The organism is Nocardia sp. NPDC003726, from assembly GCF_053586955.1.
Map to the genome: position 1 here is coordinate 123,177 of NZ_JBSFNF010000003.1, position 15,195 is coordinate 138,371.

Sequence of the window (15,195 nt, forward strand, 5' to 3'; positions counted from 1 at the left end):
TTGACAGGGTGGCCTGCGCGGAACGAATCGGCCCCGGAGACATGGCCACGCCTGCACCGATCGCACCAGTTCGTATTCGGGCCACTGTACGGCGCAAACACACCCTTATCGTGGGGTCGGCACCCCGCCGCAGTGGGCCGGTGCCGCACGCCCTCGTGCCGGACGCGCGCCGTGCGCCGTCCAGCACCGGCAGCGGTCCTGGTTACCGCGTCAGAGTGAAACCGTCGTAGTCGTCGGCGGCTACCTGGTCGCACTTTTCGCGATATGCTCCGACGCCGCCGATATACGCGTACATCACTCTCGGTTTGCCCGGGACATTCGATCCCACGTACCAGGAGTCCGCCTTCGGATAGAGCGTCATATCGCCGACTTCGTCGACGTGCCGCGTCCATTCCTGCTCCGCGTCGGCCTCGGCCTCCATGGTCGTGACGCCCTCGGACCGCATCCTGTCCATCGCGTCCGCCACCCAGTCGACGTGCTGCTCGATGGACACCAGCATGTTCGACAGGACCGCCGGGCTGCCCGGGCCCGTGATCGTGAAGAGGTTCGGGAAGCCCGCCACGGCGAGACCGAGGTAGGTCACGGGCCTGCCGGCCCACTTCTCCCGCAGCGACACACCACCCCGGCCGCGGATGTCGATCGCGTCCAGCGCACCGGTCATCGCGTCGTATCCGGTGGCGTAGATGATGTCGTCGAACTCGAAATTCTCCTCTGTCGTCGCCAGTCCGGACTCGGTGACCTCGGTAAGCGGGGTCGCGCGTAGGTCCACGAGCCGGACATTGGGACGGTTGAAGGTCTCGTAGTAGTTGGTCCCCAGGCACGGGCGCTTGACCCCGAAGGGGTAGCCGGAAGGCTGCAGTATCCGGGCGACAGCCGGGTCCGTGACGATCTCGGCGATTCGATCGCGGACGAACTGGGCGGCGGTCTCGTTGGCGGCTTCGTCGGCGAGGATGTCCGTGAAGCCGACCAGCATGCTGACCAGTTCGCTGTCCTTGTCCTCCCATACCCTGCGGTAGAACGCGTTTCGCTCCTCCTCGCTCACCTCGAGCGCCCCCTTGGTGGCTTCGGGTTGCGCGATGCCGAACGACGATTCCCGGTTGGCCTTGCGCACATCGCGGTAGCGAGACTTGATCGCGCGCTGGAATTCGGGATCGATCGTGTGATTGTGCGCGGGAAGAACGTAGTTCGCGGTCCGCTGGAACACGGTGAGCGTCTCGGCCACTTCGGCGACCAGCGGAATGACCTGCACCCCGGAGGCGCCGGTGCCGATCACCGCGACCCGTCGGCCGGTGAAGTCCACGTCTCCCTCGGGCCAGTTGCCGGTGTGGAAGCTGCGACCCCGGAACGCCTCGATGCCAGGAACTTCCACCATCTTCGCCACCGACAGACAGCCGGTCGCCATGATCGCGAACCGCGCCGAGACGACCTCGCCCTGATCGGTCGATATCCGCCACCGCGCGGCGGACTCGTCGTAGACCGCGGCGGTGACCCGGGTCCGCAACCGAACGTCCTTACGCAGATCGAAACGATCCGCGACGTGGTTGATGTAGCGGAGCAACTCCGGCTGCGGCGGATACTTCTCCGTCCACTCCCACTCCTGTTCGAGCTCCGGGTCGAAGGAGTAGTTGTAGTACATGCTCTTCACGTCGACGCGTGCACCCGGATAGCGGTTCCAGTACCACGTGCCGCCGAGTCCGCCACCCGCTTCGTACACCTGCACCGAGAAGCCGAGCTCGCGCAACTTGTACAGCATGTGGAGGCCGGCGAATCCGGCTCCGACGACGACCGCGTCGATCTCGCGAGCTTCCTGCCCGGTCGAGGATGCGGAATGTTCCGACGTCATTGTCATCGTGGGGACCTGCCTTTCGAATGAGTCGCCATGGGACGCCCGGACAGCGGTTCGGTTCGACTGCGTGCCGAGCAATAAGCAGCCTTGGCCTCGCCTCTCAGGCGAAACGCACCGGCGGGCACGCCGGAAATCGAACCGGTAGCGTGGCCAATGCGCGGTGGAACTGCCCGGGCCGCCACTCCAGTCGCTGCGCGGGGCCTTGCGGACGGATGTCCGGCAGGGCATCGAGCAGCAGGTCGATGCCCTGCGAGGCGATCGTCAGGGCGAGGGACTGAGCCGGACAGGCGTGCGGACCGGCCCCCCACGCCAGGTGCGACCGGTTGCCCCTGCGGTCACCGCCCACGACGGGATCGTTGTTGCACGCGGCCAGGCTGATGACCACCGGCTGATCGGCAGGCAGCCACATATCGCCGACGAGTTGCGGCTGTATGGGGTAACTCACGCACCAGTTCGCCAGCGGCGGGTCCTCGAACAGCACGGCATCGATGGCGTCCCGGGTGGCCATGGCGCCGCTGAGGACCTCACCGCCGTATTCCTCGTCGGTCATCAACAGCAGCAACGCGTTGAGGATCAGATTGCAGGTCGGCTCCGTGCCCATGGAGAACAGCAGCGCGGCCTGATTCACCATCTCCATGAGATCGAGCCCGTCCGGATGCCTCAGCAGCTGCGAGGTCAGGTCGTCGCCCGGCTCGGCCTGCTTCTGCTGGACAACTCCGACCAGAGCCTGCACGAAACGCTGCTGCCCCTCCTCGGCGCCCACTCCCTCCAGCATCGCGGCCATCCCCTGGTAAGCCTCGGCCGCGGCGTCTTCGGGAAAGCCCAACAGTTCACTCAGAACCCGGAAGGTCAGCGGATACGCGTAGTCCATCCGCAGGTCGGCGCTACCGCGGTCGCAGAAGCTGTTGATCAGGGATTCGGCGGCCCGCGTGACCGCGTCGTGCACCTTGTGCAGGTCGACGGTTTCCAACGCGGCGATGATGGTGCGCCGGTAGCGCTCGTGTTCCGCACCCGCGGTTCGCAGCGCATTCTGGCGATAGCCCAGCATCGGCAGCAGCGGACAGCCCGGTGCGGCGTTCTTCTCCCAGCGGCGGGAATCGGCGGGGAAGTGGGTCTCGTCGTTGAGGATGCGCACGGCCACCTGGTAGCCGATCACGAGCGTCGCCGGCACACCGGCGGAAAGCTCGATCGGCACCAGCGGTCCGTGACGTCGCAGGTCTTCGTAGACGCGGTGCGGATCGGCCGCGAACGCGGGGTCATCCAGCCGAACATGCGATTCGGCGGAGACCGGAGACCCGTAGGCGATCAGGGATTCGCCATGCGAACCCGGCCCTGTGTTGCTCAACGCGCGACCCTCGCGTGCGATGCCGCGTCGTGTCCCTTCCCGCCTGCTGCGGGACTGCCTGGCGTTCGTTGTGTACGCACGTGCGGGACCTTACCGGAAAGTGTTGCAGTCCAACATTTTTAGGTGGACATCCGCTCAGCGCGATCGGATCCCGATGACTTCTCCCGCGGCGTCCCCCGTCTCGACCGGGTGAATGGGCCGTTCGGTGTCGGACAGCGAGCGCGCGGAGCCTCCGTGCCGGACGGCGACGATCTCGGCCCCGATGGCCACGGCCGTCTCCTCCGGGGTCCGGCCGCCCAATTCCAGGCCGATCGGCGAATGCAGCCGCCGCAGTTCGTGTTCGGTGAGCCCGGCCGCGCGCAACCGACGCCTGCGGTCCCGGTCGGCCCGGCGTGATCCCATCGCGCCCACGTAGGCCACTGGCAGGCGCAGCGCTTCCGTGAGCACCGGGATGTCGAATTTGGGGTCGTGGGTGAGGACGCAGATCACTGTGCGGGCGTCGACGCGCGTGCGCCGTAGATAGCGGTCCGGCCAGTCCCGGACCACCTCGTCGGCGTCCGGCATCCGGGCATGGTCGGCGAAGGCCGGGCGCGCCTCGCACACGGTGACGCGGTAACCCAGCAACCGGCCGACGCCGCACAGCGCGGTGGTGAAATCCGTTGCGCCGAAGACGAGCATGCGCGGCGCGGAGGCGAAGGACTCGATGAACACCGTGCGCTCGCGGTCCGCGCAACCCACGACGCGCACGCCGGTCGCACCGGCGCACAGCATCGCGCGCGCCTGCCGCACCACCGCGTCGTCGAAGTGCGCGCCGACGGCGCTCGCGGGTCCGAGCGCGGCCACCGCGCCGGTCGCCAAGTCGCGCACGAACGTCATCGGCCCGGCCGGATCCAGTGCCGCTTCCACGGCCGGGTACTCGGCGGGCGTGATCCGGTGCACGACGATTTCCAGTTCTCCGCCGCAGGTCAGGCCGACGGCGAAGGCGTCGGCGTCGCTGTAGCCGAACGTCCTGCGAACGGGCACGCCGGATTCGAGCACCTCCCGGCACAACTCGTAGACCTCGCCCTCCACGCAGCCACCCGACAGACTGCCGCGCACGTTCCCCGCTTCGTCCACCGCCATGGTGGCCCCGGCGGGCCGGGGCGCGCTGCCGGTCACGCGCACCACGGTGGCGAGCACGTAGACGGTATTCGCGGCATGCCAGCGCGATAGACGCGCAGCGAGTTCGCGCATGATGAACCCTCTCGGCAATCGTCGTCCCACCGCCGGCCCCGCAGTGCCGCCCATCTGGTGGCGAGAATGCAATTCTCGTACAATACTAGCGTCATACTCATTTTCGACATAGGTGGATTGACGCCGTGCGACTCCCGATGCTAAACAGGTGCTCAGCATTCGCGAGCGGCAATCGATCGGCGCGCGGGCATGCCGGAAGCCGCGGCAGCGGCGCCGCCCACGATGTCCGAGCTCGCCGAGGGCGACGTTCACCGGGCAGCCGGCGCCGAGGTCAACGGAGGACGAAACGGATGACGACCGAGCCCCGCATCGAATCCGGCTCACACCACCTGCGAGCCGAACGATGACCCGGACCGGAACGACCACCACGCCCGGCGTCGTCGGCACCCGGGTGCCGCGCCTCGAGGACGCACGCCTGGTGACCGGCAAGGGAACCTTCGTCGACGACGTGACCCGCCCCGGCATGGCGCACGCGTGCTTCGTCCGCAGCCCGCTCCCCCGCGCCGCGATCGGCGACATCGACGTCTCCGCCGCGCTCGAACTCGACGGCGTGCTGGCGGTCTACACCGCCGCCGACCTGAATTCCGGCGTCCACGAGATCTCCTACGCGCTGGACATCGTCGGCTTCCCTCCCGTGCCGCGGCCGCCGCTGGCCGAGCAGGAGGTGCGCTTCGTCGGCGACCCGGTGGCCCTGGTCGTCGCCGTCGACCGGTACGTGGCCGAGGACGCCGCCGAACTGGTGATCATCGATTACGAGCCGCTGGAACCGGTGGTGGACTACGTCACGGCGGCGGATTCGCCGAACCTCGTGCACGCCGGATTCGCCGGGAACTCCGCGGGCGAGATGGCCGGTCGTCCGGCCGCCGATCTGGCGCCACTGTTCGACTCCGCCGCACATGTGGTGCGGCAGCGGATCTTTCAGCAGGCTTACCTGCCGGTCCCGCTGGAGACCCGCGGGATCGTCGCGGACTGGTCGGCGCCGACCGCGGAGATGACGATCTGGAGCTCCACCCAGTCACCGCACGAGATGCGCGGGTTCTGCGCCCGGCTGCTCGGCATCGATGAACACCGGGTGCGCGTCATCGCCCGCGACACCGGCGGCGGGTTCGGCCTCAAGCAGGTGCCGCTGCGCGAGGACGCCTGCGTCCTGCTGGCCGCGCGCAAGCTCGGCACGGCGGTGAAGTGGATCGAGGACCGCCAGGAGAACCTGATGGCGGCCGGCATGTCGCGCCACGAGCACGCCGACGTCCGGATGGCGTTCGACGCCGAGGGCAAGATTCTCGCCGCCGCGATCGACCACGTGCAGAACGTGGGGGCCTATCCGACGCCGTCGCCGCTCACCGGAGGCGTCGTCGTCGGGCTGCTGTTCCCCGGGCCGTACCGGATCAGCGATGCCTCGTTCACCGCGAAGTTCCTGTACTCCAACACCGTCGGCAGGCTCGCCTACCGGGGGCCGTGGCAGTTCGAATCGGTGACCAGGGAAATCCTGCTCGACCACGCCGCACGGCGGATCGGCATCGACCCGATCGAACTGCGCAGGCGGAACATGTTGCGCCGCGACGAGTTGCCGTGGGCGAATCCGAACGGGATGACCTACGACAACATCTCGCCGCTGGAAACGCTGGAGCAGGCCGTCGAGATGCTGGACTACGAGGCCTTCCGCGAGCGGCAACGCGAAGCTCGCGCCGAAGGCCGCTACCTCGGCGTCGGCACCTGCACCTACGTCGAGCCGACCACCGGCGGCAGCCCGTTCCTGAGCACCGAGGGCGCCACCATCCGCATCGAACCGAGCGGCAAGGTGAACGTCTACGTCGCGGGCGGCTCCGCGGGCAACAGCTTGGAGACGACCGTCGTCCAGCTCACCGCCGACGCGCTCGGAACGGACCTGGCCGACGTGCGCACCATTCAGGGCGACACCGCGATCACGCCGTTCGGCGGCGGCACCGGCGGCAGCAGATCCGGCTCGATGACGGCGGGCGCGATCGCCGAGACGGCGTCTGTCCTGCGCGAACGCATCCTGGCGATCGCCGCCCACCGGTTGGGCGTCAGCCCCGCCGACATCGAGTTCGTCCGCAGCCGGGCCACCGTCCGCGCGGCGCCGGACGAAGGGCTGACGCTGGCCGAGATCGCCGAAATCGCCTACTACCAGACGGATTCGCTGCCCCCCGGGGTGCCGCCCGGCCTCGAGGCGAGCGGACGCTACAAGACCCCGCAGCTGGCGATCTGGGCCAACGCCACCCACGTGTGCACCTGCGAGGTCGACATCGACACCGGGGCGGTGCGGCTGCTGCGCTACATCGTCAGCGAGGACTGCGGCCCGATGATCAACCCCAACGTCGTCGAAGGCCAGATCTACGGCGGCACGGTGCAGGGCATCGGCGGCGCACTCTACGAACATCTCGCCTACGACGAGAGCGGCAATCCCGTCGCCACCACCTTCCTGGACTATCTGCTGCCCACCGCGGCCGAAACGCCGACGATCGAAGTGGGGCACATCGAGACACCGAGCCCAGGGCCCGGCGATTTCAAAGGTGTCGGCGAGGGCGGGGCGATCGGCGCCACCCCGGCCGTCCTCAACGCCGTCGCCGACGCACTCGCGCCGTTCGGCGTGGAGATCTCGAAGCTGCCTCTGTCCCCGGCCACGATCGTGGCGATGCTGGACGAGGCGCGCGCCGCCGGAAAGGGCTCGGCATGAAACCGGCGGCCTTCGAGTACCACGCACCCGCGACCGCCGACGAGGCCGTCGCGCTCCTGGCCGACCTCGGTGACGAGGCCAAGATCATCGCGGGCGGGCAGAGCTTGGTGCCGATGCTGGCGTTGCGGCTGGCCGTCTTCGAGCATCTGGTCGACCTGCGCCGCGTGGAAGAACTGCGTGGTATCGAGACGCGCGGCGGTACCGTCCGGATCGGCGCGGCGACCACGCACGCCGAGGTCGGCCGGTCCGAAGACGTCCGCCGCGGCGTGCCGTTGCTGGCCAGGGCCACGCCCCTCATCGGGCATTTCCAGATCCGCAACCGGGGCACGATCGGCGGTGCGATAGCGCACGCCGACGCCGCGGCGGAGTATCCCGCGGTGGCGCTCACCCTCGATGCCGAGATCGAGACGCTCTCCCCGCGCGGACGGCGCACGATCCCGGCAGCGGAGTTCTTCACCGGCATGTGGACCACCGATCTGGCTCCCGACGAGCTGGTGACCGGGGTCGCCTTCCCGATCCGGCGCGGCCGATGCGGCTTCGCGATCGAGGAGTTCGCCCGCCGCAGTGGAGATTTCGCGATGGCGGGCGCGGCGGTGGCGGTCCGGCTGGACGCGGACTCCCGCGTCGAGCGGTGCGCGATCGGCTTGTTCGGCCTCGCACCGACCCCGGTGCGGGCGGCCGAGACCGAAGCGGGACTGATCGGCACCGCCGTCGCCGCCACGTCGGCGGAGGAGATCGGCCGGAACGCGACCGCCGGACTGGACGCGATCTCGTCGGATGTGCACGGCAGCGCCGACTACCGGCGGCGGGTCGGCGCGGCAATGGTGGCGCGCGCTTGGCGACGCGCCGTAGAGGAGGCCGGGAATGACTGACGTCGACATCGAGGTGCGCATCAACGGCGCCCTGCGCCGGGACCGGGTGCCGCCCCGGCTCACCTTGGCCGACTATCTGCGCGACACCTGCGGTCTGACCGGGACCCACCTCGGATGCGAGCACGGTGTGTGCGGCGCGTGCACGATCCTGCTCGACGGCCAGGCCGTGCGCGCCTGCCTGCTGTTCGCCGTGCAGGCCGACGGCGCCGAACTCACCACCGTCGAGGGCATCGCGGGACCGGACGGCGAGCTCTCGCCGGTGCAGGCGGCGTTCCGGGAACACCACGGCCTGCAGTGCGGATTCTGTACCCCCGGCTTCATCGTGTCGGTCACCGCCTTCCTGCGCGACAACCCCGACCCCACCGAGACCGAGATCCGCGAGGCCATCTCCGGCAACCTGTGCCGATGCACCGGCTATCAGGGCATCGTCCGGGCGGTCCGCGCCGCCGCCGACTCGAGCAGCGCCGAGACGCCCGCCGCGCGGCAGGCGTGAGGACCGAAGGAATTCCATGAAACTCGACAACACCTTCACCATTCCCGTTCCGGCTGCGCAGGCCTGGCAGGTGCTGCTGGACCTGGAACGCATCGCCCCCTGCGTTCCTGGCGCCGTCATCACTTCCCGGGACGGCGACGACTTCCACGGCAAGATCAAGGTCAAACTCGGGCCCGTCGGGCTGAGCTACAGCGGCGTGATCAAGGTTCTCTCCCAGGACGAGGCCGCCGGGATCGCGGTGCTCGAGGGGCGTGGCCGCGAAACTCGCGGCAACGGAACGGCCAAGGCGACCATCACCTGCCGGCTTGTCGACTCCGGCGGCGCGACAGAGGTTTTCGTGGACACCGATCTGGCGATCACCGGCAAGCCCGCGCAGTTCGGCCGTGGTGCGCTCGCCGACGTGGCGGGCACGCTCATCGGCCAGTTCGCCACCAACCTCGCCGCGGAGATCACGGCATCCGCACCGACCGAGCCGGAGCCGGGCGCGCTGTCAGCGGTCCCAGCGGACGGTGACGACTCGGCCACGGCCACCGCAACCGCACCGCGCAAACCGGCCGAGCCGATCGATCTGCTCCAAGCCGCCGGTGCGAGCAGTGGCGCCCGGCTGGGCGTCCTGGCCTTGGTGAGTCTCCTCGTCCTACTCTTCGCCCTGCTGCGTAGGCGCTCCGCGCGATCGGCGCCCTGATGTCCCGGCCCGCCCGCGCGACGCCCGCCGGAGATCGATTCGCGCCCATCCGCGACCTGCGGCATATCCGCGTCGACACGGGCGCTTTCGCTGTGGAGTACCAGGCAGGCGCGGCGCAGATCGCGGACGTCGTCGCCGAACCGGGCGCCCACGCCGGATTCGTGGTCACCGTCGATGACGACATCCGCCCCGGCCTGCCGCCGCTGCCCTGCGGCGAACTCTGGAACTGACGCGAGAGGTGGAGTGCCCCTGACCCGCCCTCGCCGCCGCGGATCTGCACATGGTGATGTGCTGTGTGCTGTGCACTGTCTCGTGTGCGCGGTGCTGGGCTGCGGTGTGAGACGGGGAATCGAACCCCTCGCACTGCCCATCGTGCGCCGAGAAAGTGGCCGAATATCCCGTCGGCCAGTCGGGTTCGTGCACGCCTCCGCGACGGCTACCTGCTCCACCTCTCCCGGTCAATCCAGCAGGTCGACCTCCCAGTTCGAGCGCTGGATGCGCACGTCGAGCTCCCGCAGTTCCCTGGCGAGGTCATCGGCCTGCCCGCGCAGTTCGGCGACCGGCAACGCCGCGAACATCTTCAGCTCGGATCGCAGCTGGCGTGCGTATCCGGGCTGCCCCTTGCCCGCCGCGGCGTCGGCGGCGGCCGTGACCAGGGAGTGCCGCAGCCGCAACGCGTCCCGGCGGGCCAGCGCGTCGGTCAAGGTGCCGTCGTCTCCGATCCGCGCGGCGGCGTTGGTCCGATTGATGCGCCGGATCAGCGTCTCGTACTCACCGAGCGCCTGCCCCGCCTCGGCCAGCAGCTCCGCCGCGTTCTCGGCGGGCTCCTCCCCCTCCTGAAAGCGAGCGTTGCTCACGATGCGAGCCCGCAACTGCTCGATCCGGCGCGCCGTATCCGCGCGCAACGCCAACGCCTCCGCCAACTTCATTCCCCACCTCCGGCCATCGACTCGTGAAGGGTCGATTATCGACCGATCAGCCGCACGAGTCACGCGAATTACCTTGTCGCGCTGCGCTGGAGGTGTGCGTAGTCCCGGCTTCGATGGTGTCCCTGCCCGCCTTCCACGGGCGTCGATGGAACCGGCCAGGCCGCAGGCACTCGGCGTCACCGGGTTCGAAACCGGACCAGCACAACGGTCCTCGCGGCATTCCCCGGGCCGATCGGGCGCGGCGGCGGTCAGTGCGGCAGCATGTCGGTCCAGGTCCGGTCGGTCGAGGATGCCAGGTTGCTCTGCTGGTAGAGGCGGCCGTCCGGGCCGAGGTAGTTACCGGTCCGGGGGTCGTAGCGCGCGATGCCGATAGAGGGCGCCGCGGGGGCCGAGGCGGGTGCGGCCGCCGGTCCCGCGCCCTGATTCCAGCGTGAATCGGGCGGCACACCTTGCCCTTCCAGGCTCGGGTCGTGCGGGTAGGGACCCAGCAGGGGCTGTTCGGTGGCAAGAGGCTGGAATTCCTGGTCGCTGTTGCACAGGGCGGCGGTCGGCGCCCGCTTGGCGGGGTTGTTCGCGCACGGAATGTTGCGCACGCCGCGCACCGCGATGTCGGAATCCTGGGGCAGTTTGCAGTACAACCCGTCGGGGGTGTCGATGGTGTCGGTGTCCTCCGGCGATCGCCACGCCGACGGCGGCAGGAAACCGACGGTGCACGCGGGCGGGTCGGAGATGCCGCCGAGCCGGAAGTCGCCGAGGCCGAGCCCGGCGGCGTTGCGATTGGGTTGCACCGCTTCGATCATCGAGATCGCCGGTGGCAGCAGCACCAGGATCTGTTCCAGCCCGGGGTTGTAGGTGACGGCGAGCTGCCCGATCGAGGTCAGGCCGGACAGCAGGATCGGCAACGTGAGATGCACCGAGTCCAGCAGGTGCGCGACCTCGGCGGCGAATCCCGGGCCGGTCCGCAGCAGGCCGCGGATCTGCGGGTCGTTCGCGACGATCTGATCGGTGACGCCGGCGAGGCTGCGTGTCCAGATCCGGATGGCGTCGGCGGACCGGACTTGGGAATGCAGCAGTGGCCCTGAGTCCTCGATCAGGGCGCGGGCCCGGCCACCGGCACCGTTGAGATCGGCGGCGAGGGTCTGTGCCGAGTTCAGCAAGGAGTCCAGGTCGTATCGGGCGCCGTGCATGCCTTGGAACAGTTCTTCGAGCAGTGCGTGCAGTTCGTCGGCGGGAATGCTGCCGACCAGATCGCCGAGCTTGTCGAGCATCGGGCCGACCGGCTGCGGAACCGTCGCGTGCCGCAGATCGATCACCGATCCGTCACGCAGGTAGGGCGGCGCGTCCGTGCGGGGGCGCAGTTCGACGTACTGCTCGCCGACCGCGGACACGCTGCGCACTTGCGCGGTGAGGTCGGCGGGAATGCGGTAGGAGCTGTCGATCTTCAGCGTGGCGCGCACGCCGCTGCCGGTCAGCTCGACCGAGCTCACCTTGCCGACCTCGACGCCACGGAGGGTGACATTGCCGAAGCGATAGAGCCCGCCGGTGGTCGGCAGCTCGAGCGACACGTTGATGGTGCCGACGCCGGCCAGGTCGGGCAGGCGCATGTAGACGGTCGCCATCGTGCTCAGTCCGACCAGCGACAAGATCGCGAAGATCACCAATTGCGCTCGGACGAAACGGGATAGCAGCATCAGCGGCCTCCGTCGGTCGGCGGTGCGATCGCGGCGCCGAGCGGGTTCGAGGTCTGCCGGGCATACCCCGGGTCACCGACCGCGGCTTGCACGACGGCAGTCGGGTCGCCCCATGGGGTGCCAAGCAGCATTTCCCGCTTCAGGCGGGGAACGGTGAGATCGACCGTCGCGAACAGGTTCAAGTAGTCGCCCCGCACCGCGCGGTCGATGACGCTCTGGCCGTAGGGGAACACGGTCGCGTACGCCAGCGCGGCGTCGATCTGGGGGCCGACGTCGGCCAGCGCCCGCAGCGTCGGCTCGAGGTTGCGCAGATTCGTCACCAGATCGGTTCGGACGTCGGTGATCACGGCGGTGGCGGTGTCGCTGAACGCGCGCAGCCGATCCAGCGCCGCGGTGATGTTCGGCCGCTGGGCCAGCAGCACGTCGAGTGCGGGCGGAAGCCTTCGCAAGGTTTCGGTCACGACGTCGCGCTGCTCGGCGAACTGCCCCGCCAATCGCTCGAGCGCATCGATCGAACCGATGATGTCGTCGCGCTGGCCGTCGAGCACGCCCATCATCGTGTCGAGGCGGACCAGCAGCGAGCCGACCTGTTCCTGGCGCCCGCCGAAGGCGTCGTTCAGATTACGGATGATCTCGCCGAGCCGGCCGAGCCCTCCGCCGTTGACGACCACCGACAGCGACGCCAGCGTCTGCTCGGTGGAGGGATAGGTCGAGGATCCGTTCAGCGGGATCCGGGTTCCCGACGCCAGCCGCCCGGACGGCGCGACGCCCGCTGGGGTGTTCAGCGCGAGGTGGCTCGACCCCAGCAGGCTGGTCTGCCCGATCGTCGCGACGACGTTCGCCGGCACCGCGGCGTCCGGGCGGATCGACGCCTCGACCACCGCGTGCCAACCGTCGAGCCGGATCCCGCGCACGCTGCCGACCACGACATCGTCCACGAGCACGGGCGAGTTCGACACCAGCGTGCCGACGTTCGCCATCTCCACCTGGATGACGGTCGCCGCAGGCCCCTGCCCGGGCGCGCCCGGCAACGGCAGCGAGTTCACCCCGTGCCAGCCGCATCCGGTGAGCGCCAGCATCGAACAGGCGCCGACGGCGAGCAATCGGTGGCCGCGTCGGGGAGAAGCTCTCACGGTCAACGCCTTCCGCCGGGCAACAGGATGTCCGCGATGCCGGGCATGGGTGGTGGCGGCGGCCCTTCGGTCGCCACCACTCGGGGGATCAGGTGATCTTCGGTGTAGATCAGGCTTTCCGGGCGCGCGCTCGGCCCGTGCAGCGGGTTGACCGGGAACGGCAGGTAGTTGAAGTTCAGCAGACCGATGACCGGCCCGAGATAATCCCGGCACTTGCGCGCGGCCTCGGCGGTCGTCGTTTTCTCCAGGCTGGCGATGGACGAGCACACGAATTGCACGGGGTTGGAGAAATTGTTCAGCACGAATACACCCGCTTCGGTCGCGGTGTCCGGGTTGTAGATGTTGTAGAAGTTGGCGAGGCTCGTCGGGAAGATGTGCAGCAACTCCTCGAGGTCGTCTCGATGATCGACGAGATTCCGGGTCACGTTCGCCAGCCGCCGCACCTGCTCGGCGGCGCCGTCGCGGTTGGCGGCGACGAAGCGCTGGACGTCCGCGACGGCGACGGACAGTTCCGACAGCGCGGCATCGAGGTCGGATCTGCTGTCGTCGAGCACGCTGGACAGGCTGGCCAGCCGGTTCTGGAATTCGACGATCTGCACATCGCTGTCGCGCAGCACAGTCACGAAGTGCTGCAGTTCGGCGATGATGCCGACGATGTCGCCGCTGCCGTCGGCCAGGACCCGGCCGATCCCGGACAACTGCGCCAGCGTCTGCCGCAGCTTCTCGCCGTTTCCTGCCATCGCGTCCGCGGCTCGATCGATGAAACGGCCGGTCGAGCTGCTCGCGGAGCCCAGGCCGGGGCCGAGATCGGTGGCCAGGCGGGTGAGCTGGGTCTTGACCTCGTCCCACTCCACCGGGACGGCGGTGCGTTCCACGGGAATGACCGCCCCGTCGGGCAGCGTCGGCCCCTGCCCACGGTAGGCGGGGGTCAGCTGCACGTAGCGGGCGCCGACGAGGCTCTGGGCGACGATCACCGCCTTGGCGCCGGCGGGAATCGGGACGTCGCGGTCGACCTCCAGCTCCATTTCGGTGGTGGTGCCGCGCGGTCGGATGGAGCCGATCCGGCCGACCCGTACTCCGGCCACGCGCACGTCGTCGCCTTTGTATATAGCGGTGGCGGAGGTGAAGACAGCACGAATCGACCTGGAACCGAATAATGTTCGGTATCCGAGGTAGGCGCCGGTGACGACCAGCGACACCACCAGCACCGCACCGACCGCGCCGAGGATTCTGGTCTTCATCGCGGCGGCTCCGGGGCCGGGACGGGGAACGCGCTGGGCGGCTGGATGCCGAAGGCTTGATCGATGAACGGCTGGATGAGCTGGGCGGGGATCAGATTGGCGACGTAGGCGTTGTAGAACGGCCCACCCGACACGGCTTCGCCCTGGGTGAGCGCGGCTTTCGCCAGCCCGGGGATCGCCGCGGCGATGTTGTCGCGATTCTTCTCCAGCATCGCCGCCACCGAGTTGAGCCGGGCCAGGGTCGGCGCGAGCTCGGCCTCGTTGTCGGCGACCAAGCCCGACAGCTGGCCGGCCACCGCGGCGGTGCCCGCCAGTAGGTCGACGATCGCCTGCCTGCGCGCGGCCAGCACGCCGAGCAGCGCGTTCGCGTTCAGGATCAGCGTGTTCACCTGCTCGCCGCGTTGGGAGAGGATCGCGGTGACGTCGGCGGTCGTGCGCAGCAGGTCGCGCAGCGAGCCGTCGCGGCTGTTGATCGATCGCGACAGCCGGGTCACTCCGTCGAACGCCGGGCCCAGCTGCGGCGCGATGCGGTCCAGTGTCGAGGACAGCATGTCCAGCGACCGGTTGAGCGCGTCGGTGTCGATCTGCGCGACGTTGGTGGCCAGATCGCCGACCGCGTCGGTCAGCGAATAGGGCGACGACGTCCGCTCCAATGGGATCACGCCGGACGGCCGCAGGGTGTGCGCGCCGGCAGGAACGAGGGCCAGCACCCGCTTTCCCAGCAGCGATCCGGTTTTGATCTGCGCCGCGGTGTCGTCGCCGAGCCGGATCGTCTCGTCGATCGCGAACGTCACCCAGGCGTCGCCTCCGCGCAGCGCGACCTTCGACACCCGGCCCACCCGCAAGCCGGACACCAGCACGTCGTCGCCCGCGGCGAGGCCGCCCGCCTCGCTGAAGACGGCCTGGTATCGCACGGTGGTGGCCCACTCGATGAACTTCTGGGACTGCAATCCGATCAGGATGACGCAGACCGCGAGCACGACCCCGATCACGCCGGTACGGGCCAGATGGGTTCCGCGGTACTCCAGCATG

At 69.2% G+C, this 15,195-nt stretch carries 13 protein-coding genes; 5 read left to right on the forward strand and 8 right to left on the reverse strand.

Going from position 1 to position 15,195, the window contains the following annotated elements; all coding sequences use genetic code 11:
- Positions 1 to 202: 202 nt before the first annotated feature.
- The 3 genes from ACWDMM_RS05345 to ACWDMM_RS05355 all read right to left on the reverse strand — a co-directional run bounded on the left by ACWDMM_RS05345 (position 203) and on the right by ACWDMM_RS05355 (position 4,424).
- Positions 203 to 1,849: a flavin-containing monooxygenase gene (locus ACWDMM_RS05345; protein ID WP_323124075.1), complete on the reverse strand. Its 1,647-nt coding sequence runs from the start codon at positions 1,847 to 1,849 to the stop codon at positions 203 to 205.
- A 97-nt stretch (positions 1,850 to 1,946) separates the two neighbouring features.
- A complete protein-coding gene (locus ACWDMM_RS05350) occupies positions 1,947 to 3,191 on the reverse strand; it encodes a cytochrome P450 family protein (RefSeq protein ID WP_323124076.1) in 1,245 nt (414 codons plus the stop codon).
- 135 nt (positions 3,192 to 3,326) lie between these two features.
- On the reverse strand, positions 3,327 to 4,424 hold the full coding sequence (locus ACWDMM_RS05355) for an XdhC family protein (protein WP_195079175.1): 1,098 nt from the start codon (positions 4,422 to 4,424) through the stop codon (positions 3,327 to 3,329).
- A 343-nt stretch (positions 4,425 to 4,767) separates the two neighbouring features.
- Here ACWDMM_RS05355 and ACWDMM_RS05360 point away from each other — a divergent pair, with 343 nt between their 5' ends.
- From ACWDMM_RS05360 to ACWDMM_RS05380, 5 genes are read left to right on the forward strand one after another with little or no spacing between them, the layout of a single operon-like run.
- Complete coding sequence (locus tag ACWDMM_RS05360) at positions 4,768 to 7,119, forward strand: xanthine dehydrogenase family protein molybdopterin-binding subunit (RefSeq protein ID WP_449936111.1); 2,352 nt, start codon at positions 4,768 to 4,770, stop codon at positions 7,117 to 7,119.
- Positions 7,116 to 7,991, forward strand: coding sequence for an FAD binding domain-containing protein (locus tag ACWDMM_RS05365; protein ID WP_195079173.1), 876 nt, complete (start codon positions 7,116 to 7,118; stop codon positions 7,989 to 7,991). Before ACWDMM_RS05360 ends, ACWDMM_RS05365 begins: the two co-directional genes overlap by 4 nt.
- A complete protein-coding gene (locus ACWDMM_RS05370) occupies positions 7,984 to 8,484 on the forward strand; it encodes a (2Fe-2S)-binding protein (protein WP_195079172.1) in 501 nt (166 codons plus the stop codon). The genes ACWDMM_RS05365 and ACWDMM_RS05370 overlap by 8 nt, the downstream gene beginning before the upstream one ends.
- A gap of 16 nt (positions 8,485 to 8,500) precedes the next feature.
- Positions 8,501 to 9,169 (forward strand): SRPBCC family protein, encoded by a 669-nt coding sequence (locus ACWDMM_RS05375; protein WP_195079171.1) that lies wholly within the window; start codon positions 8,501 to 8,503, stop codon positions 9,167 to 9,169.
- Complete coding sequence (locus ACWDMM_RS05380) at positions 9,169 to 9,399, forward strand: hypothetical protein (RefSeq protein WP_195079170.1); 231 nt, start codon at positions 9,169 to 9,171, stop codon at positions 9,397 to 9,399. Before ACWDMM_RS05375 ends, ACWDMM_RS05380 begins: the two co-directional genes overlap by 1 nt.
- A 228-nt stretch (positions 9,400 to 9,627) precedes the next feature.
- On the opposite strand, the gene ACWDMM_RS05385 is transcribed toward ACWDMM_RS05380, so the two are convergent.
- The 5 genes from ACWDMM_RS05385 to ACWDMM_RS05405 all read right to left on the reverse strand — a co-directional run bounded on the left by ACWDMM_RS05385 (position 9,628) and on the right by ACWDMM_RS05405 (position 15,194).
- Positions 9,628 to 10,098, reverse strand: a complete 471-nt coding sequence (locus ACWDMM_RS05385; RefSeq protein WP_195079169.1) for a DIP1984 family protein — start codon at positions 10,096 to 10,098, stop codon at positions 9,628 to 9,630.
- Between the two features lie 248 nt (positions 10,099 to 10,346).
- On the reverse strand, positions 10,347 to 11,786 hold the full coding sequence (locus ACWDMM_RS05390; protein WP_449936354.1) for an MCE family protein: 1,440 nt from the start codon (positions 11,784 to 11,786) through the stop codon (positions 10,347 to 10,349).
- A gap of 2 nt (positions 11,787 to 11,788) precedes the next feature.
- Positions 11,789 to 12,922 (reverse strand): MCE family protein, encoded by a 1,134-nt coding sequence (locus ACWDMM_RS05395; RefSeq protein WP_357103169.1) that lies wholly within the window; start codon positions 12,920 to 12,922, stop codon positions 11,789 to 11,791.
- 2 nt (positions 12,923 to 12,924) lie between these two features.
- Positions 12,925 to 14,163, reverse strand: coding sequence for an MCE family protein (locus tag ACWDMM_RS05400; RefSeq protein WP_449936113.1), 1,239 nt, complete (start codon positions 14,161 to 14,163; stop codon positions 12,925 to 12,927).
- Positions 14,160 to 15,194, reverse strand: coding sequence for an MCE family protein (locus ACWDMM_RS05405; protein ID WP_449936115.1), 1,035 nt, complete (start codon positions 15,192 to 15,194; stop codon positions 14,160 to 14,162). The genes ACWDMM_RS05400 and ACWDMM_RS05405 overlap by 4 nt, the downstream gene beginning before the upstream one ends.
- Between the last annotated feature and the right edge of the window lies 1 nt (position 15,195).